This window comes from Kitasatospora sp. NBC_01560 (assembly GCF_045208415.1).
In the GTDB taxonomy this organism is placed as follows: Bacteria; Actinomycetota; Actinomycetes; order Streptomycetales; family Streptomycetaceae; genus Kitasatospora.
The window spans coordinates 6330001-6349422 of record NZ_CP109364.1 but is presented as its reverse complement, the minus strand read 5'-3'; the positions used below and the strand labels follow the sequence as shown (position 1 = coordinate 6349422).

General features: G+C 71.6%; 11 protein-coding genes and 2 rRNA genes (1 of these 13 only partly in view). 2 read left to right on the top strand and 11 right to left on the bottom strand.

Annotated elements, in window-relative coordinates; translation table 11 throughout:
- Positions 1–85: 85 nt before the first annotated feature.
- From OH807_RS27615 to OH807_RS27580, 8 genes are all read right to left on the bottom strand, one after another.
- Complete coding sequence (locus tag OH807_RS27615) at positions 86–454, bottom strand: helix-turn-helix transcriptional regulator (protein WP_313765720.1); 369 nt, start codon at positions 452–454, stop codon at positions 86–88.
- Between the two features lie 372 nt (positions 455–826).
- The gene (locus OH807_RS27610; RefSeq protein ID WP_406211229.1) at positions 827–1336 is read right to left on the bottom strand and encodes a CinA family protein; all 510 of its coding nucleotides are present in this window, start codon (positions 1334–1336) and stop codon (positions 827–829) included.
- A gap of 35 nt (positions 1337–1371) precedes the next feature.
- Positions 1372–2010, bottom strand: a complete 639-nt coding sequence (pgsA, locus tag OH807_RS27605; RefSeq protein ID WP_406203783.1) for a CDP-diacylglycerol--glycerol-3-phosphate 3-phosphatidyltransferase — start codon at positions 2008–2010, stop codon at positions 1372–1374.
- The gene (gene rimO / locus OH807_RS27600; RefSeq protein ID WP_406203780.1) at positions 2007–3515 is read right to left on the bottom strand and encodes a 30S ribosomal protein S12 methylthiotransferase RimO; all 1509 of its coding nucleotides are present in this window, start codon (positions 3513–3515) and stop codon (positions 2007–2009) included. The genes pgsA and rimO overlap by 4 nt, the downstream gene beginning before the upstream one ends.
- A 107-nt stretch (positions 3516–3622) precedes the next feature.
- Positions 3623–4486, bottom strand: a complete 864-nt coding sequence (locus OH807_RS27595) for a helix-turn-helix domain-containing protein (RefSeq protein ID WP_406203777.1) — start codon at positions 4484–4486, stop codon at positions 3623–3625.
- Between the two features lie 261 nt (positions 4487–4747).
- Complete coding sequence (locus OH807_RS27590) at positions 4748–7480, bottom strand: DNA translocase FtsK (RefSeq protein ID WP_406203774.1); 2733 nt, start codon at positions 7478–7480, stop codon at positions 4748–4750.
- A 122-nt stretch (positions 7481–7602) separates the two neighbouring features.
- Positions 7603–8238, bottom strand: coding sequence for a two-component system response regulator (locus OH807_RS27585; protein WP_406203771.1), 636 nt, complete (start codon positions 8236–8238; stop codon positions 7603–7605).
- Between the two features lie 419 nt (positions 8239–8657).
- On the bottom strand, positions 8658–13169 hold the full coding sequence (locus OH807_RS27580) for a HAMP domain-containing protein (protein WP_406211227.1): 4512 nt from the start codon (positions 13167–13169) through the stop codon (positions 8658–8660).
- 575 nt (positions 13170–13744) lie between these two features.
- Between OH807_RS27580 and OH807_RS27575 the strand changes: the two genes are divergently transcribed.
- Both OH807_RS27575 and OH807_RS27570 read left to right on the top strand, forming a co-directional pair.
- On the top strand, positions 13745–16306 hold the full coding sequence (locus OH807_RS27575; protein ID WP_406203768.1) for a SpoIIE family protein phosphatase: 2562 nt from the start codon (positions 13745–13747) through the stop codon (positions 16304–16306).
- Positions 16307–16629: 323 nt separating this feature from the next.
- Positions 16630–17193, top strand: a complete 564-nt coding sequence (locus OH807_RS27570) for an acetate uptake transporter (protein WP_406203765.1) — start codon at positions 16630–16632, stop codon at positions 17191–17193.
- A gap of 94 nt (positions 17194–17287) precedes the next feature.
- Here the strand turns inward: OH807_RS27570 and OH807_RS27565 are convergent, their stop codons facing one another.
- The 3 genes from OH807_RS27565 to OH807_RS27555 all read right to left on the bottom strand — a co-directional run.
- Positions 17288–18205 carry a phosphatase PAP2 family protein gene (locus OH807_RS27565; protein ID WP_406203762.1) on the bottom strand — a complete coding sequence of 306 codons (918 nt, stop codon included), beginning with the start codon at positions 18203–18205 and terminating at the stop codon, positions 17288–17290.
- Between the two features lie 95 nt (positions 18206–18300).
- A 5S ribosomal RNA gene (gene rrf, locus OH807_RS27560) occupies positions 18301–18417 on the bottom strand.
- 85 nt (positions 18418–18502) lie between these two features.
- A 23S ribosomal RNA gene (locus tag OH807_RS27555) occupies positions 18503–19422 on the bottom strand (it continues 2202 nt past the right edge of the window).

Below are 19422 nucleotides of genomic sequence, written 5' to 3'. Positions count from 1 at the left end.
CTTCGGCGTACGCCGTCGCTGGTCTCCGCACGACCGCCCTCCTTCGCTCGCCCCGGGCACCGAGCGCCCGGGTGTCGAGGCCGGATCAGGCGGCGACCACGTCCATCGCGGCGGTCTTGGGCGAGAGGTTCGCCCGGTCGGCGCCGGGGGCGGGCAGCGGTACCGGTTCGAGTACCGGCCTCAGCAGTTCACCTTCGGAGAGGGTGGCCATCGCCGCAAGTTCGGCGAGCGAGAGTTCGTCGCTGACCTCGCGCATGACCTCGGACATACGGACGTCGAGTGCGTCGCAGATCGCGGAGAGCAGCTCCGAGGAGGCCTCCTTCTGACCCCGCTCGACCTCGGAGAGGTAACCGAGCGAAACCCTGGCGGCTGCCGACACCTCGCGGAGTGTGCGGCCCTGGCGCTGGCGCTGCCGACGCAGTACATCGCCCAGTAGGCGACGGAGCAGGATCATCGGTGCCTCCCTCCTCGGACTGCGGATCGAGATGTCACGTCCCCACCGTACCGCCTTGCCCGCTTCGTGTGCGGGGACCATGGTCGTGTTCACTCTGGGCTGCAAGGCTGTCCCCTCCCCAATTTCGGTGTCTCATCCGGGTCCGCGGGCACCGCGTCGTGCCCTCCGTGCGGCCCCCGGTCACCGTCGGGCCACTCGTTCGCCACCTGGTTTCTGCCCAACCAGGACCCTCGATGTAACACGATCCTCCAGCTACGCCATACCCGTACGCCAGTTCGGCAGATCTCGGTTCTGTGGAGATCTGCCCGAACGGGGCCCCGGAGGCACCCCGGTGGCGCCCCGGCAGCACCGCTGCGGCGGGCGGACGGCGGGTCAGTGCGCGGACGCACCGGCCGGGAGCCGCCCCAGGAGCAGCTCCAGAGCGGCGGTCACGGCTCTGTGACGGATTGTGGCACGCTCCCCCGACAGCCGGGGCGAACTGACCAGAGTTCCACCCGGACCGGCCACCGCGAGGTGTACGGTGCCCACCGGCTGCCCGTCCTGGGGGTCCGGCCCGGCCACCCCGGTCGTCGCGACCCCGTAGGTGGCGCCCAGCAGCCGGCGCACGCCCTCGGCCATCTGCCGCGCCACCACCGGGTGGACGGGCCCGTGCACGGCGAGCAGCCCCTCGTCCACCCCGAGCACCGAGGCCTTCAGTTCGGTCGCGTACGCGGTGACCGAACCGCGGAAGGTCGCGGAGGCCCCGGGGACGTCCACCAGCGCCGCGGCGAGCAGTCCGCCGGTGAGCGACTCCGCGACGGCCACCGTGCTGCCCTCCGCGCGCAGCGCCGCGTGCACGCGGGCGGCGAGCCCGCCGCCCCCCGCCGCGCCCGCCGTCTCCACCCCGTTCGCTCCCGTCTCCGCCCCGGTCACCCCCGTCACCGCCCGGCGCGCTCCGCCGCCAGCCCCTCGCGGCGCAGGCGCAGCGCCTGGCCGACGTAGTCCAGCGCGGTGCCGACGGTCAGCAGCACCGCCAGCCCCATCAGCACGGCCCGCCCGGTGGCGAGCCAGCCGGTGAGCACCAGCACGTACATGCCGACGGCGATGCCCTGGGTGAGCGTCTTCAGCTTGCCGCCCCGGCTGGCCGGGATGACGCCGTACCGGATCACCCAGAACCGCATCACGGTGATGCCGAGCTCGCGGGCGAGGATCACCGCGGTGACCCACCACGGCAGGTCGCCGAGCATCGAGAGGCCGATCAGCGCCGCGCCCATGATCGCCTTGTCCGCGATCGGGTCGGCGATCTTGCCGAAGTCGGTGACCAGGCCCTTGCGCCGGGCCAGCTCGCCGTCGAACAGGTCCGTGATCATCGCGATCGCGAACGAGGCCCACGCCACCGCGCGCCACTTCGGGTCGTGCCCGCCGTTGGCGAAGAGCAGCGCCACGAAGACCGGCACCAGCAGCAGCCGGAGCATCGTGAGCATGTTGGCGATGTTCCAGATCCCCGGCGCCGGCGGCACCGCGGCCACCGGTCGGTCCGGGTGGGCCGCGGCCGGGGCGCCGGGCCCCTTGGTCATTCTCCGGCTCCCGGGGCGTCGGCCCCCGAGGACTTGGGCAGCCGGACCTGCTCGATCGCCTCGGCGATCAGGTCGACGCCCTCGCTGGCCACCACCCGGGCCCGGTAGAACCGGCCGACCTCCGGGTCCTCGACGCCGGTGAGCGTGGTGAGGCCGTCCGTCTCGGGCGCCTGGTGGGCCGAGCGGCCCTCGACCAGGTCGCCCTCCACGGACTCGATCATGACCTCGACCTCGGTGCCGATCCGCTGCTCGGCCCGCTGGGCGGTCATCTCCTCGGCGAGCCGGGTCAGCCGGTCCAGCCGGTCCGCCACCACGTCCTCGGGCAGCTTGCCGTCGTAGCCGGCGGCCTCGGTGCCGTCCTCGTCGGAGTAGCCGAAGACGCCGATCGCGTCCAGGCCGGCGTGCGTGACGAAGCGCTCCAGCTCGGCGAAGTCCTCCTCGGTCTCCCCGGGGAAGCCCACGATGAAGTTGGAGCGGGCACCGGCCTGCGGGGCCTTGCCGCGGATGGTGCCGAGCAGCTCCAGGAACTGGTCGGTGGAGCCGAAGCGGCGCATCCGGCGCAGCACGGCGGGCGCCGAGTGCTGGAAGGAGAGGTCGAAGTAGGGCACCACGTCGGTGGTGCCGGTCATCGCGTCGATCAGACCGGGCCGCATCTCGGCGGGCTGCAGGTACGAGACCCGGACGCGCTCGACGCCCTCGGTCACCGCGATCTCGCCGAGCAGCGTCTCCAGCAGCCGGATGTCGCCGAGGTCCTTGCCGTACGAGGTGTTGTTCTCGCTGACCAGCACCACCTCGCGGACGCCCTGCGAGGCCAGCCACTGGGCCTCCTGCAGCACGTCGGAGGGGCGGCGCGAGATGAAGGAGCCGCGGAAGGCCGGGATGGCGCAGAAGGAGCACCGCCGGTCGCAGCCGGAGGCGAGCTTCACCGAGGCCACCGGGCTGTCGTCGAGCCGCTTGCGCAGCGTGCGCGGCCCGGAGGCGGGCGCGACGCCGTCCGGCAGGTCGGCGATGGGCGCCGCGTCCGGGTCGGCGGCGCCGTGGCCCGGCAGAGCCACCTCGGCGGCGGCGGCCTGGCGCTCGACCGGGCTCAGCGGCAGCAGCTTGCGGCGGTCGCGCGGGAGGTGCGGGGCGTGGTGGCCGCCGGACAGGATGGTCTGCAGCCGGTCGGAGATGTCGGCGTAGTCGTCGAAGCCGAGCACACCGTCCGCCTCGGGCAGCGCGTCGGCCAGCTCCTTGCCGTACCGCTCGGCCATGCAGCCGACCGCGACGACGGCCTGGGTGCGGCCGTGACCCTTGAGGTCGTTGGCCTCCAGCAGGGCGTCGACCGAGTCCTTCTTGGCGGCCTCGACGAAGCCGCAGGTGTTGACGACGGCGACATCGGCTTCGGCGGCGTCGTCGACCAGCGACCAGCCGTCGGCCTCCAGTCGCCCGGCGAGTTCCTCGGAGTCCACCTCGTTGCGGGCGCATCCGAGCGTGACAAGGGCGACAGTACGGCGTTCAGGCATAGGGCCAAGATTAACGCGCGGCCGCCGGGGCCGTTCGCCCCGGCGGCCGTGTGCCCCGGATTACCGGATCTTCACCGGTCCTTCAACGGGCCGCAGCCCGCCCGTGGTCAGCCCGCCTGCGGGTCGCCGGGGGTGTACGTGACGTGCACCACCTGGCCGTTCTTGCCCGCCGGACCGAGGTCCTTGCCGTTGACGTACACGTGCACGGCACCGGCGTTGCCGATCACCAACTTGATCTGCTTGGGGTCGGTGAAGGTCTGGTCCTGGCCTTCCTCGATGTTGTTCTGGAACAGCGACTTTCCGGTGCCGTCCAGCGCCGAGACCCAGCTGGTGTCCTTCTCGGCCACCAGCTTCACGGTGACCTTGTCGGCGGGCGCGGCCGCGATCGCCGCGGCGCTGGGCGCCGGGGCGGGCGGCTGCACGCTCGGCGAGGCCGGCGGGGCGACCGAGCCGGTGCCGGACCCGCTGGGCAGCGGTGCGCTGGCCGAGCCGGTGGTCGAGCTGCCGGTCTTGCCGCTGACCAGGTTGAACCCGATCAGCGCGACCACCGCGAAGATCGCGGCGACCATCGCCGCGGTCCAGTTCGGCCGGCCGCGGCCGGGCACCTTGATCGGGCCGCTCTCGATCAGCTGGGCCGGGCGCCGGGCGGCCGGGGCGCCGCCGTGCGCGGCGTCGTAGCGGGCCACCAGGGGCTCGCCGTCGACGCCGACCGCGCGGGCGATCGACCGGATGTGGCCACGGGCGTAGAAGTCACCGCCGCAGCGGTCGAAATCGTCCTCCTCAATGGCATGCACGATCGGCACCCGCACTCGGGTGGCGGTACTCACCTGATCCACCGTGAGTCCGGCGTCGATCCGGGCAGCGGACAGCACACGACCGATGCTCACGGCATCGGCCGTCTGCTCCGCGCCGCCGGACGGCTGGGCGGACGACGGGGCGTTCTCGCGATCGGGGGACTTGCCGATGGTCACGGGGCACGCCTTTCGAGCGGATGGCCACCTGCTGGAGAACAGTCTAGGGGCGGGAGCGGATCGTTTCTCAAGCGGAACAGGCCCGAATGCGCGCACCCGCCCCGAGCCGGTTCCGGGTGTCCGCCGACCGGCCCCCGGGGCGGGGGCCGCCGTTCACGGAGACCTCTTCTTCCGGCCTGTGACGCCGTGCACGTCCGATCGGTTCCGTGCACGGCGCCTACCCCTCTCCGAACGGGTGAACACCCATGGGGCGGGGTGCGGTCAGCCGCGGATGTCGACGATCACGCCGTCCAGTTCGTCCGGTTTCACCAGGACGTCACGGGCCTTGGATCCTTCACTCGGACCGACGATCCCGCGCGACTCCATCAGGTCCATCAGCCGGCCGGCCTTGGCGAAGCCGACCCGCAGCTTGCGCTGGAGCATCGAGGTGGAGCCGAACTGCGTGGAGACCACCAGCTCGACCGCCTGGATCAGCAGGTCCAGGTCGTCGCCGATCTCCTCGTCGATCTCCTTGCGCGGCCCGCCGCCGACCGTCACGTCGTCCCGGTAGGCGGCCGCCATCTGGTCCTTGCAGTGCTGCACCACCGCGGCGATCTCCGCCTCGGTGACGAACGCGCCCTGCATCCGGACCGCCTTGCTGGCGCCCATCGGCAGGAACAGCGCGTCGCCCTTGCCGATCAGCTTCTCGGCGCCCGGCTGGTCCAGGATGACCCGCGAGTCGGCCATCGCCGAGGTCGCGAAGGCCAGCCGGGACGGCACGTTGGCCTTGATCAGACCGGTCACGACGTCCACCGAGGGCCGCTGGGTCGCCAGCACCAGGTGGATGCCGGCGGCCCGGGCGAGCTGGGTGATCCGGACCACCGAGTCCTCGACGTCGCGCGGGGCGACCATCATCAGGTCGGCCAGCTCGTCGACGATCACCAGCAGGTACGGGTACGGGGTCAGCTCGCGCTCGCTGCCGAGCGGCGCGGTGACCTTGCCGGCCTTCACGGCCGCGTTGAAGTCGTCCACGTGCCGGAACCCGAACGCGGCCAGGTCGTCGTAGCGCAGGTCCATCTCGCGCACCACCCACTGGAGGGCCTCGGCGGCCTTCTTCGGGTTGGTGATGATCGGCGTGATCAGGTGCGGGATGCCCTCGTACGCGGTCAGCTCGACCCGCTTGGGGTCGACCAGCACCATCCGCACCTCGTCCGGCGTGGCCCGGGCCAGCACCGAGGTGATCAGGCAGTTGATGCAGGAGGACTTGCCCGCCCCGGTCGCGCCGGCGACCAGGATGTGCGGCATCTTGGCGAGGTTGGCCATCACGGTGTGGCCCTCGACGTCCTTGCCCATGCCGACGACCATCGGGTGGGTGTCCTCGGCGGCCGTGCGCGAGCGCAGCAGGTCGCCGAGGTTGACCATCTCGCGGTCCCGGTTGGGGATCTCGATGCCGACGGCGGACTTCCCCGGGATCGGACTGATGATCCGGACGTCCGCGCTGGCGACGGCGTACGCGATGTTCTTCGCGAGTGCCGTGATCCGCTCCACCTTGACGGCCGGGCCCAGCTCGACCTCGTACCGGGTGACCGTCGGGCCCCGGGTGAAGCCGGTGACCTTGGCGTCCACCTTGAACTCGGCGAACGTACTGGTGAGCTGGGCCACCACCTCGTCGTTGAGCGCGCTGCGGGCCTTGGCCGGGCCGCCGCGCTCCAGCAGGTCGAGCGGGGGCAGCGTGTACGTGACGTCGCCGGAGAGCTGGAGCTGCTCCATCCGTACCGGCGCCGGGCCGTGCTCCTCCGGGGCGCCCGGGCCCGCGGCGGCGCTGCGGGCGGCCGGCACGGCGGCCTCCTCGGGCGGGGCGGTACGGTCCTGCACCTGGTGCATCATGTTCGCCACCGCCGAGGAGGCGGGGACGCCGTAGACCAGCGCACCGTCGAGGTCGGCGGCGGCGCCCGCGGCGAGGTCACGGGTCGCGAACGGGTCCTCCGGCTCCGCGCCGAACGGGCCCTTGGTGAACGGATCCCTGCCGAACGGACCCTCGGCGAGCGGCCCGGAGGCGGCGGAGTCCGCCTCCCCGTCGTCCGGCCGCTTGCGGCGGCGGCGCCGGCGGGCGGCGACCTCGTCCTGCGGGGTGCCGCCCTCGCTCTCCACCGTGTACGGCAGCGCCGACGGGTCGGCGTCCTCCGGCGGCTCGGTGGACAGCTCGCGCTCCGGCGTACGCCCGGCAGGACCGTCCTGCGGCCCCGGTTCGACCACACCGAGCCGCACCCCGGCCGCGCGCAGCCGCTCGGGGATCCGGTTGACCGGGGTGGCGGTGGTCACCAGCAGACCGAAGAAGGCCAGCAGCAGCAGGAGCGGCACCGCGAGCAGCGGGCCGGCGGCGGCCATCATCGGGGTGGAGACGGCCCAGCCGACGATGCCGCCGGCCGCCCTTATCCGGGTCGCGCCGCTGCCCATCATGGGGGCGCCGCAGCCGATGTGGACCAGGCCGAGCACGCCGACCAGCAGCGCGCTCAGGCCGATCATGATCCGCCCGTTGGCCTCGGGCAGATCCGGGTGGCGCATCAGCCGGACGGCGACCACCGCGAGCAGAAAGGGCATCAGCACGTCCAGGCGGCCGAACAGGCCGGACACCACGTAGGTGGCGGCCTCGCCCAGCCAGCCCTGCGGCCGGGACCACGTGCCGACCGCGGTGACCAGGGCCAGCCCGAACAACAGGAGCCCGACGCCGTCCTTGCGGTGCGCCGGGTCCAGGTTCTTCGCGCCGTCGCCGAAGCCGCGGAATATCGCGCCGAAGCCGTGCGCGATTCCGCTCCCGACCCCGAGGACGAGGCGGAAGAGCACCGGGCGCGGGGGCGGCGGCGGAGCCGGCCTGGCCGCCGCCTTCTTCGCCGGGGCGGCCTTCCCCGCGGGCGCCTTCTTCGCTGGCGGCTTGGCCGGAGCCTTCGCCGCGGCCTTCTTGGACGGTCCCGGACTCGAATTGCGTGCCGCGCTTCCGGGCGTACGTGTGGCCATGGCTCAGCAGCCTACCGGGGCCGACCAGCTGTGCCCATGCGCCCCGGTCCGGCGGCCCGGACGTGTCGCAGACACTCCGTCACGCCGGTCCGGTTCACCCGGACGGGGCAGTCGGGCGGCGGTCAGTCCGTGCCGGGACGCAGCGCGTCCAGGGCCCGGCGCAGGCCGGTCAGCTTCCGCTCCAGGTGGGCCGCGGTGGCGGCGATCCCGCCGTCCTCGGTGCCGTCGAGCTGCTTGACCAGCGCCTCGGCCTGCTCCTCCACGGATGCCAGCCGGGCCGACAGCTCGCCGAGCAGCGCGCCGCCGATCTCCGGCTGCGCAGCGCCCGCCTCGAGCTGCAGCCGCAACAGCGCGGCCTGCTCCTTGAGCTGGCAGTTCTTCATGTAGAGGTCGACGAAGACCGAGACCTTCGCGCGCAGCACCCACGGGTCGAAGGGCTTGGAGATGTAGTCCACCGCGCCGGCCGCGTAGCCGCGGAAGGTGTGGTGCGGCCCGTGGTTGATGGCGGTCAGGAAGATGATCGGGATGTCCCGGGTGCGTTCGCGCCGCTTGATGTGCGCGGCCGTCTCGAAGCCGTCCATGCCGGGCATCTGGACGTCCAGCAGGATCACCGCGAAGTCGTCGGTGAGCAGCGCCTTGAGCGCCTCCTCGCCGGAGACCGCGCGCACCAGCGTCTGGTCCAGCGCGGAGAGGATCGCCTCCAGCGCCAGCAGGTTCTCCGGCCGGTCGTCGACCAGGAGGATCTTCGCCTTCTGCATTACGACCCGCCCTCCTGTCGCCTGCCTGCCTGGGGAGGGCATCCGCGTACTGCTGCCCACCATTACCCCGGTCATGCTAGCCGCACCCCCTCGCCCGGCACACCGCTCCGTCGCGAGCCGATCCGGAACAGCGCGCAGCCAGTGCCCCGGCGCACGCTGAGCAGCGAGTCGCCGTCCGGTCACTGTTCGCAACGATCGGTGACCCTACCGGGTTCCCGCCCCTCCCCGCCAGCAAACCGCTCCGGCCTCGGGCGCGAACCCCGGAGCGGGCGGTCCGCCGCACGCCCCCGCCGTCCCTGCCGCGCGGGCGGCAGGTCGGCCCGAACGGGCAACCGCGCAGGTGGCGGCGGGTGCGGCCGGCCGTTCGGCGCGGGTGCCCAGTGGCGGGCCAACAGTGGCGGGTACTCAGTGGCGGGCGGTCAGTGGCGGGCCGTCAACCACTCGTGCATCACCGTCAGCAGGTGGTCGGTCTCCACCGGCTTGGTGATGTGATCGGTGGCCCCGGCCTCCAGCGACTTCTCCTTGTCGCCCTTCATCGCCTTCGCCGTGAGCGCGATGATCGGCAGCCCGGCGAACTGGGGCATCCGGCGGATCGCCTCGGTGGTCGCGTAGCCGTCCATCTCCGGCATCATGATGTCCATCAGGACCAGCGCGACGTTCTCGTGCTGCTCCAGCATCTCGATGCCCTCGCGACCGTTCTCCGCGTAGAGGACGGTCAGACCGTGCTGCTCCAGGACGCTGGTCAGCGCGAAGACGTTGCGGACGTCGTCGTCCACGATCAGCACCTGCTGGCCGGCGAACCGGGTGTCCACCCGGGTGCTCGGGCGGACGGTGGCACCGACGGCCGGCGGGCGGCCCTCCGCGGGGGCCTCCAGGGCCGCGGCGCGGCGCCGCTCGACGGCGCCCCGGCGGCGCTCCTCGGCGAGCTCACGGACCTCCTGGGCCCAGTGGTCGGCCGGGTTCTCGCCGACCGGGACGGGCGTACCGGCCGGGGTCACACCGACCGCGGCACGGACCACCGGCGCGCTCGGGGCGGGCGCCGGCCCGGCACCCGGGGCCGCGGCGGCCTCGGTGCGCAGCGGCAGGTAGAGCGTGAAGGTGGAGCCCTTGCCGAGCTCGCTCTCGGCGTGGATCTCGCCGCCGAGCAGCCGGGCGATCTCCCGGCTGATCGAGAGCCCGAGACCGGTGCCGCCGTACTTGCGGCTGGTGGTGCCGTCGGCCTGCTTGAAGGCCTCGAAGATCTCCCGCAGCTTGTTGCCGGGGATGCCGATGCCGGTGTCGGAGACCGCGAAGGCGATCAGCTCGTCGTCCGGGTCCTGGATCGCCCCGGCCTCCAGCAGCCGTTCCCGGACGTGCTGCGGGACGGCGGGCCCGGCCGGGCTGATCGAGAAGTCGACCGCCCCGGAGTCGGTGAACTTGACCGCGTTGGAGATCAGGTTGCGCAGCACCTGCTGGAGCCGCTGCTCGTCGGTGTGCAGGGTCACCGGCAGCGCGGGCGAGACCCGGACGCCGAACTCCAGGTTCTTGTCGAGCGCGACCGGCTGGAAGGTGGCCTCCACGTAGTCGACCAGCTGCACCAGGGCGATCCGCGCCGGGCGGACGTCCATCTTGCCGGCCTCGACCTTGGAGAGGTCCAGGATGTCGTTGATCAGCTGGAGCAGGTCGGAGCCGGCGCCGTGGATGGTGTCGGCGAACTCGACCTGCTTGGGCGAGAGGTTGCCCTCGTTGTTGTCGGAGAGCAGCTTGGCCAGGATCAGCAGCGAGTTGAGCGGGGTGCGCAGCTCGTGCGACATGTTGGCGAGGAACTCGCTCTTGTACCGGGAGGCCAGGGCGAGCTGCTCGGCGCGCTCCTCCAGGACCTGCCGGGCCTCCTCGATCTCGCTGTTCTTGATCTCGATGTCACGGTTCTGCTGGGCGAGCTGCGAGGCCTTCTCCTGCAACTCCTCGTTGGTGCGCTCCAGTTCCTCCTGGCGCGCCTCCAACTCGGCCGACCGCATCGAGAGTTCGGCGGTCAGCCGCTGGGACTCCAGCAGCAGGCCCTCGGTCTTGGTGTTGACGCTGATGGTGTTGACGGTGACGCCGATCAGGTCGGCGATCTGGTTGAGGAAGTCCAGCGCGACGGTGGTGAAGGAGCTGAAGGTCGCCAGCTCGATCACACCCAGCAGCCGGCCCTCGAACAGCACCGGCAGCACCACGATGTGGGCCGGCGAGGCCTCGCCCAGGCCCGAGGCGATCTTGAGGTACCCGGGCGGCGCCTCCTTGAGGATGATCGAGCGCTTCTCCACCGCGGCCTGGCCGATCAGCGACTCGCCCGGCCGGAAGGTGGTCGGCATCGCCCGCCGCTGGTAGCCGTAGCTGCCGATCAGCCGCAGCACGGTGTCGTTCTCGTCGTCGTCCTCGGTGATCAGCTCGGCCGTGCGGCCGGCCGGCTGGGCGAGGAAGAAGGCGCCGTGCTGGGCCGAGACCACCGGCGTCAGCTCGGTCATGATCAGCGAGGCGACCGCCTCCAGGTCCCGGCGGCCCTGGAGCAGGCCGGAGATCCGGGCCAGGTTGGTCTTCAGCCAGTCCTGTTCCTGGTTGGTTCGGGTCGTCTCGCGCAGGTTGGCGATCATCTGGTTGATGTTGTCCTTGAGCTCGTCGAGCTCGCCGGACGCGTCCACGTCGATCCGCAGCGAGAGGTCGCCCCTGGTCACCGCGGTGGCGACCTGCGCGATCGCACGCACCTGCCGGGTCAGGTTGTTGGCCAGCTCGTTCACCGACTCGGTGAGGTCCTGCCAGGTGCCGTCCACCCCGGGCACCCGGGCCTGGCCGCCGAGGCGGCCGTCGGTGCCCACCTCGCGCGCCACCCGGGTCACCTCGTCGGCGAACGCCGACAGCTGGTCGACCATCGTGTTGATGCTGGTCTTGAGCTCCAGGATCTCCCCGCGCGCGTCCACGTCGATCTTCTGCGAGAGGTCCCCGCGGGCCACCGCCGTGATCACCAGGGCGATGTTGCGGACCTGGCCGGTGAGGTTGTTGGCCATCAGGTTGACGTTGTCGGTCAGGTCCTTCCAGATCCCGGCCACGCCCGGCACCCCGGCCTGGCCGCCCAGGATGCCGTCGGTACCGACCTCGCGGGCCACCCGGGTCACCTGCACCGCGAAGGCGGAGAGCTGGTCGACCATCGTGTTCAGGGTGCCGGCCAGCGCCGCCACCTCGCCCTGCGCCTCGATGTCGATCTTCTTCGAGAGGTCGCCGCGGGCCACCGCCGTCGCCACCTCGGCGATGTTGCGGACCTGACTGGTCAGGTTGGACGCCATGAAGTTGACGTTGTCCGTCAGGTCCTTCCAGATGCCCGACACCCCGCGCACCCGGGCCTGGCCGCCGAGGATCCCCTCGGTACCCACCTCGCGCGCCACCCGGGTCACCTCGTCGGCGAACGCCGACAGCTGGTCGACCATGGTGTTGACGGTGGTGACCAGCTCCAGGATCTCCCCGCGGGCGTCCACGGTGATCTTCTTGGAGACGTCACCGCGGGCCACCGCCGTGGTGACCTCCGCGATGTTGCGCACCTGGCTGGTCAGGTTGTTGGCCATCAGGTTGACGCTGTTGGTCAGGTCCTTCCAGGTGCCGGAGACCCCCGGCACACTCGCCTGACCACCGAGGATGCCCTCGGTACCGACGTCCCGGGCGACCCTCGTCACCTCGTCCGCGAACGCACCGAGCTGGTCCACCATCGTGTTGATGGTGTTCTTCAACTCCAGGATCTCGCCCCGCGCGTCCACCTGGATCTTCTGCGAGAGGTCGCCCCGGGCGACCGCGGTCGTCACCTGCGCGATGTTGCGCACCTGGTCGGTGAGGTTGTTCGCCATGAAGTTGACGTTGTCGGTGAGGTCGCGCCACACCCCGGCGGCGCCCGGCACCTGCGCCTGGCCGCCCAGCCGCCCCTCCGTGCCGACCTGACGGGCCACCCGGGTCACCTGCTCGGCGAAGCCCGAGAGCTGGTCCACCATCGTGTTGATGGTGTTCTTCAACTCCAGGATCTCGCCCCGCGCATCGACCTCGATCTTCTGCGAGAGGTCGCCGCGCGCCACCGCCGTGGTCACCTGGGCGATGTTGCGGACCTGACCGGTCAGGTTGTCGGCCATGAAGTTCACCGAGTCGGTGAGGTCGCGCCACACCCCGGCCACGCCCGGCACCTGCGCCTGGCCGCCGAGCCGCCCCTCCGTGCCCACGTCCCGGGCCACCCCGGTCACCTGCGCCGCGAAGCCGTTCAGCTGGTCCACCATCGTGTTGACGGTGTTCTTCAGCTCCAGCATCTCGCCGGCCACCTCGACGGTGACCTTGCGCGAGAGGTCGCCCTTGGCCACCGCGGTGGTCACCTGCGCGATGTTGCGCACCTGCGCGGTCAGCCGGCCCGCCATGGTGTTGACCGAGTCCGCCAGGTCCTTCCAGCTGCCCGAGACGCTGCGCACCTTGGCCTGGCCGCCGAGCTTGCCCTCGGTCCCGACCTCGCGGGCCACCCGGGTCACCTCGTCGGTGAACTCCGACAACTGGTCCACCAGGCCGTTCACCGTCCGGCCGATCTTCAGGTACTCGCCGCGCAGCGGGTGGCTCACCCCGTTGCTGTGCAGCGAGCGCAGCTCCATCTTCTGGTCCAGGTCGCCCTCGGCGATCGAGGCCAGCACCCGGCCCACCTCGGCCATCGGCCGGGCCAGATCGTCGATCAGCGCGTTGCAGTTGTCGACCGCCGCCATCCAGGCGCCCTCGCCGGCGCCCGTCTCCAGGCGCTCGTTCAGCCGGCCCTCCCGGCCCACCGCCCGCCGCACCCGGGCCAGTTCCCCGGTCAGGTGCTGGTTGCGCTCGGCGACCTCGTTGAACACCGCGGCGATCTCGGCCAGCGGCCCGTCACCCGGCACGGTCAGCCTGCGGCGGAAGTTGCCGTCCCGCATCGCGGTCAGCGCGGCCAGCAGCTTGCGCAGCTCGGCCGGCTCGGCCCCCCGGCTGTGGCTCGCTCGCCGGCCGGCCGCGCCCCGCGGCGCGGCCCCGGAGCGCACCCCACGCTGAGCGGGCGGCGTCGTACCGGTTGCGTCCTTGGTCGCCGAACTCAACGGGGCCCTCCCAGATCGTGAACTGTCCGGCACCCGGCCGCACCCCCTGCGGGGCCCGGCACCCGGACACCGGCCCGGCGCAACTGCGTCCCGACAGCCTCACGGCCGAGCGGAACCCACACGACCGTACTGCTCCCGCCGGCCGTCGCGGACCCCCCAGTCTGGCAGCACCGGCCCCGGGTATACGGCCGGTTGCGCTCGGTTGGTGGCCCCCCGGCCGAAACAGGTGGGCAGAATCACCCTCTGGTGCCTGTTTCGACGCCCCGCCCCCACGGGGAACCAAGCGGAAAGTAGGGTGGAGCGCTGCACCCGGGCCACGACCCGACCCAGCGCCGCCGCTCACCCCGCCGGCGCGCACGGGGAAGTCGGCGCCGCACCCCGGACAGCCAGAGCCAGAGCAGAGGAGAAGTGGCAACGTGGTCACCGCGCGCGCAGCCGCCACCTTCGAACCCGTCGGGAGGTCGGCCGGCGCTGCCCGCGCCTTCGTCCGGGACGCACTGCTCGGCTGGGGGCTGCCCGAGGTCGTCGACGACGCCGTGGTCCTGGTCAGCGAACTCGTCACCAACGCCGTCGTGCACGCCGGCACCGCCGCCGAGGTCTGTTGCCTGCGCGAGGACGGAACCGTCCGGATCGAGGTCACCGACCACCACCCCGAGCGGAGCCTGCCCACCTTCCCCGACGTCCCCGTCACCGCCTCCGAGCGCTACGCCGACCCGGACGGCGAGGGCGGCCGCGGCCTCCTGATGTGCTCCGCCCTGGCCGAACGCTGGGGCGTCGAGTACGCGGCGGGCGGCAAGACCGTCTGGTTCCGCCTGGCCCTGCCCGCACACGTCGCCGGCACCCGCTACGCCGTCCCCGCCGCCCCCGGCGGCGAACTCCCCCGCAGCACCGGCCCGGTCCACGTCGCCGTCGTCCAACTCGACGACGACGGCTGCGTCCTGGCCTGGAACGCCGACGCCGAAGCGCTCTTCCGCCACTCCGCCGACACCGTCCTCGGCCGCCCCTGGGCCGACCTCGCCGTCTGGCCCCAGGGCCCCGGCCTCGGCCTCGGCCTGGCCGCGACGCTGCGCCTGGCCCGCTGGGAGGGCAGCTACGGCCTGCGCCACGCCGACGGCCGGACCGTCGACGTCTACGGCCTCCAAGTCCGGATCCGGGACACCGAGGGCACCCCGTCCACGCTCTGCCTGCTCGTCCTCGACGGCGACCGGGCCGTGCTCCGCTCCCCCGCCCGCGCCCTGCCCGGCGACAAGTCCGACCAGGCCGCCCCACGGCTCGACCTGCTGGCCGGCCCGACCGCCGGCGACGACCTCGACACCCTGCTCCAGCGCACCGTCGAACGCGCCCGCGACCTGCTCGACGCCGACGCGGCGTACGTCCTGCTCACCACCGAGGACGAGAGCGAGTTCGAGGTCCGCGCCGCCACCGGCCTCACCACCGGCCACCGCCGGCACAGCCGCTTCCCCGTCGAGACCGGCAACCGCTACGACTCCGCCCGGCTGCCCTCCGTCCACGAGGACCTCGCCACCCGCCCCACCGGCCTCGCCCTGCTCGCCGACAGCGGCCTGCGCTCCCTGCTGACCGTCCCGCTCAAGGTCGAGGGCCGGCTGATCGGCTCCCTCGGCATCGCCTCCGCCGCCCCGGGCCGCTACGACAACGAGGACGCACTGCGCCTCCAGTTCGCCGCCGACCGGGTCGCACTCGCCGTCGAGAGCACCCGGCTCACCGAACTCGACCGGCTGCGCCGCGGCTCGCTCTCCTTCCTCGTCGAGGCCTCCGACCTGCTGGCCGGCACCCTCGAACACGAGCAGACCCTCGCCCTGATGGCCCAGATGGCCGTCCCCACCCTCGCCTCCTGGTGCGCCGTCTACACCAACGGCGACCACGGCGCCCCGGCCTCGGTCGCCTTCGTCCTGCACGAGGACGAGGACCGGATCGACCCGCTTCGCGCCCTGCTGGAGAAGACCCCCGCGCCGGAGTCCGGCCCCACCTCCGGCGTCCGATTCTGGACCGCCCCGGCCGAGACCGCACGGACCGGCGGCCTCGCCGGCAACCCCGAACTCGCCGGTCTGCTGGGCGAGACGGTCGTCCTGCCGCTCACCGCACGCAACCGCGTCATCGGGCTGCTCGCCCTCGGCGTCCCCGCGAACGTCCGGTTCCGCCAGGAGATCCTGGAGCTCGCCGAGGACCTCTCCCGCCGGGCGGCCCTGGCCCTCGACAACTCCCGCCTCTACTCCGAGCGCACCGCCACCAGCCAGGCCCTCCAGCGCAGCCTGCTGCCGCCCGACCTGCCCGAGATCCCCGGCGTCGAGGTCGACGTCTACTACCAGGCCGCCGGCGAGGGCAACGAGGTCGGCGGCGACTTCTACGACCTCTTCACCATCCGCGAGGGCACCTACGGCTTCGCCATCGGCGACGTCTGCGGCACCGGCCCCGAGGCAGCCTCCGTCACCGGCCTCGCCCGGCACTCGCTGCGCCTGCTCGCCCGCGAGGGCCTGGACGCCCCGCAGGTCCTCAGCCGGCTCAACGCGGCCATCCTGGACGAGGGTTCGCGCAGCCGCTTCCTGACCCTGCTGTACGGCGAGCTGACGCCCAGGCCGGACGGCAGCACCGAGCTCTCGCTGGTCTGCGCCGGGCACCCGCTGCCGCTGCGGCTGCGCACCGACGGCCAGGTCGACCAGGCCGCGACCCCGCAGCCGCTGCTCGGGGTGATGGACGAACTCGATCTCACCGCCGAGCACTTGGTGCTCGCCCCCGGCGAGGTGCTGCTCTGCGTCACCGACGGCGTCACCGAACGCCGGGAGGGCCTGCGGATGCTGGGCGAGGACGGCCTCGCCGAGGTGCTCACCGGGTGCACCGGGCTGACCGCCGGCGCGGTGGCCATGCGGGTCCAGCGGGCGGTCGAGCGGTTCGCCCCCGAGCCGCCGTCCGACGACATGGCGATCCTGACCCTGCGGGTGCCCGCGCAGCGGGTGGGCTGAGCGCACGGGCCGAGCACCGCCGCGCGCACTGCTGCGCGGTCCTGGCCGTCCCGGCGCCCGATCGTGAGCGTTCCACAGCTGACGGCGCCACAAATTGTGCGATTCACAAGGGTACAAGGTTGTGCGGCCGGGTACACCGATCTCACCGGGGAATCCCCCGGCGGGGCCACGACCAGCGGTTCTCCGCTGGACCGTCATTCTGACCGCAGCCGTCGCACGCTCCAGCCGTGCGCCCTCGGCGCGGTTGCGCGCATCCTCCTCATCGAACACCCCCCGTGCGGTCGACCGCGCCCTGCGCGCGCCCGAAGCGAAAGGAGCCTCCGGTGAGCAACGACGCTTCCGGGGCACAGAACGCCCGTTCCTCCGGGGCCGACGCGGGTAACCTCGGTTACCTCGCCCTCGGCCTGACCCTCCTCGCCTACGGTCTTCTCTCCACCGGCATCTTCAGTGGCACCGGAGTCGGGGACTCAGCACATCTCGCCCACCTCGTCGGTGGCCTCACCCTCTTCGTCGCCGGCCTCTGGCAGTTCCGCAGCGGCGAGGGCTTCACCGGCACCGCCTTCACCAGCCTCGGCGCCTTCTGGGCCACCTGGTCCGCGGCCGGTGGCGCCGGCAAGAACGCAGCGGGCCTGTTCCTGCTGCTGTGGGCCCTGCTCGCCCTCACCCTCACCGCGGCGAGCTGGAACAGCGGTCTGCTCAGCCGTGCCGTCTACGGCCTGCTGACCGTCTCGCTGGTGCTCTCCGCCATCGCCACGTTCGGCAGCTCCGGCGGCCTCGCCAAGGTCGCCGGCTGGATCGCCGCGGCCTCCGGGCTGGCCGCCTGGTACTGGGCCACCGCGTCGCTGACCAACAGCGCGTGGGGCCGGGCCGCACTGCCGGTCAAGTAAGTCCACCGGCCGCAACGCAGGCGGGCCGGCCCTCCCCGGGTGGGGAGGACCGGCCCGTCGCGGTGTCCGTCACCGGGTCCGTCCGATCCGCGGGTCAGCCCCGCCGGTGGCTGCCGGCCCGTTCCCCGGCTGCCGCTGCGTCCGCACCCCCGGCCGTACCCCCGCCAGCTCCTCCAGCGGCACCTCCAGCGGTTCCTCCGCCCGGAGCGGCCGCGTTCCGGGCGGCCGCTCTGCGGACCCGGCGGGCGAACGCCTCCTGCACCGCGTACGCGAAGAGCAGGATCGCCACGGCGACCAGGCCGTCCGCCCAGAAGTGGTTGGCCGTGACCACCACGACCGCCACGGTCAGCACCGGGTGCAGCACCACCAGCCAGCGCAGCGAGCTCGTCGACACCTTGATCACCGCCACCGCCGCGAGCACGCACCAGGCCACGTGCACCGAGGGCATCGCGGAGAGCTGCGCGGCCACCACGACGCCGCCGACCGCGCCTCCGTACACCGACTGCCCGTACTCGGCCGCGACGTCCACGAAGCCGTTCTGCGGCAGCATCCGGGGCGGCGCCACCGGGATGAACTGGATCAGCAGGCAGATCGCCGTCGTGATCACCACCGTGTTCCGCACCCACGCGTACCGCGCGCGGTGCCGGACGAACACCCAGGCCAGGACGGCGATCATCACCGCGAAGTGCATCGAGGCGTAGTAGTAGTTCGCGGCTTTCACCGCCACCGGGTACGGCGTGACCGCCGCCTGCCAGGAGGCTTCGTCCGGCAGTCCGACCGCCAACTCCGTCCGGTGGATCCAACTTGCCCGGTCGAGCGCGTGCTCGGCACTCATCAGGGAGAGGCTGCCCACCAGCTGCCAGAGCGCGAACAGCGCGAGCAGCGTGCCGGCCTCCCGCAACAGCGCCGGCAGCGGGCCGCGCCGCCACCAGCGCGAGACGGCGTACGAACCCCCGTGGAGAGCCGCTGCGGTGCCCCCGGCGGACTGCCAGGTCAGGGTCAGATTCTGCAACGGTTCGTGCCTTCCGCCGAGCCGGGATGTGCTGGCAGAGACGTTAACGCAAAAAGACCCCCTTCCGAATGGAAGGGGGTCTTTTTGGAATGATTGTTCGGCGGCGTCCTACTCTCCCACAGGGTCCCCCCTGCAGTACCATCGGCGCTGTGAGGCTTAGCTTCCGGGTTCGGAATGTAACCGGGCGTTTCCCTCACGCTATGACCACCGAAACACTATGAAACTGTCAACCGCACCCATACCGTGACCTGGCATGGGGGTCGTTGTTTCAGAACAACACAGTGGACGCGAGCAACTGAGGACAAGCCCTCGGCCTATTAGTACCGGTCAACTCCACCCCTTACAGGGCTTCCATATCCGGCCTATCAACCCAGTCGTCTACTGGGAGCCTTACCCTCTCAAGGAGGTGGGAGTGCTCATCTCGAAGCAGGCTTCCCGCTTAGATGCTTTCAGCGGTTATCCCTCCCGAACGTAGCCAACCAGCCATGCCCTTGGCAGGACAACTGGCACACCAGAGGTTCGTCCGTCCCGGTCCTCTCGTACTAGGGACAGCCCTTCTCAACACTCCTACGCGCACAGCGGATAGGGACCGAACTGTCTCACGACGTTCTAAACCCAGCTCGCGTACCGCTTTAATGGGCGAACAGCCCAACCCTTGGGACCTACTCCAGCCCCAGGATGCGACGAGCCGACATCGAGGTGCCAAACCATCCCGTCGATATGGACTCTTGGGGAAGATCAGCCTGTTATCCCCGGGGTACCTTTTATCCGTTGAGCGACGGCGCTTCCACAAGCCACCGCCGGATCACTAGTCCCGACTTTCGTCCCTGCTCGACCCGTCAGTCTCACAGTCAAGCTCCCTTGTGCACTTACACTCAACACCTGATTGCCAACCAGGCTGAGGGAACCTTTGGGCGCCTCCGTTACTCTTTAGGAGGCAACCGCCCCAGTTAAACTACCCACCAGACACTGTCCCTGATCCGGATCACGGACCCAGGTTAGACATCCAGCACGACCAGAGTGGTATTTCAACGACGACTCCACAACAACTGGCGTTGCTGCTTCAAAGTCTCCCACCTATCCTACACAAGCCGAACCGAACACCAATATCAAGCTATAGTAAAGGTCCCGGGGTCTTTCCGTCCTGCTGCGCGAAACGAGCATCTTTACTCGTAATGCAATTTCACCGGGCCTATGGTTGAGACAGTCGAGAAGTC

Bases quoted from the DNA above. Each gene is read 5' to 3' on its own strand.
- OH807_RS27580 (WP_406211227.1), bottom strand. From the start codon at position 13,169: ATGCGGGACGGCAACTTCCGCCGCAGGCTGACCGTGCCGGGTGACGGG.
- OH807_RS27585 (WP_406203771.1), bottom strand. From the start codon at position 8,238: ATGCAGAAGGCGAAGATCCTCCTGGTCGACGACCGGCCGGAGAACCTG.
- pgsA (WP_406203783.1), bottom strand. From the start codon at position 2,010: ATGACCAAGGGGCCCGGCGCCCCGGCCGCGGCCCACCCGGACCGACCG.
- OH807_RS27615 (WP_313765720.1), bottom strand. From the start codon at position 454: ATGATCCTGCTCCGTCGCCTACTGGGCGATGTACTGCGTCGGCAGCGC.
- rimO (WP_406203780.1), bottom strand. From the start codon at position 3,515: ATGCCTGAACGCCGTACTGTCGCCCTTGTCACGCTCGGATGCGCCCGC.
- OH807_RS27590 (WP_406203774.1), bottom strand. From the start codon at position 7,480: ATGGCCACACGTACGCCCGGAAGCGCGGCACGCAATTCGAGTCCGGGA.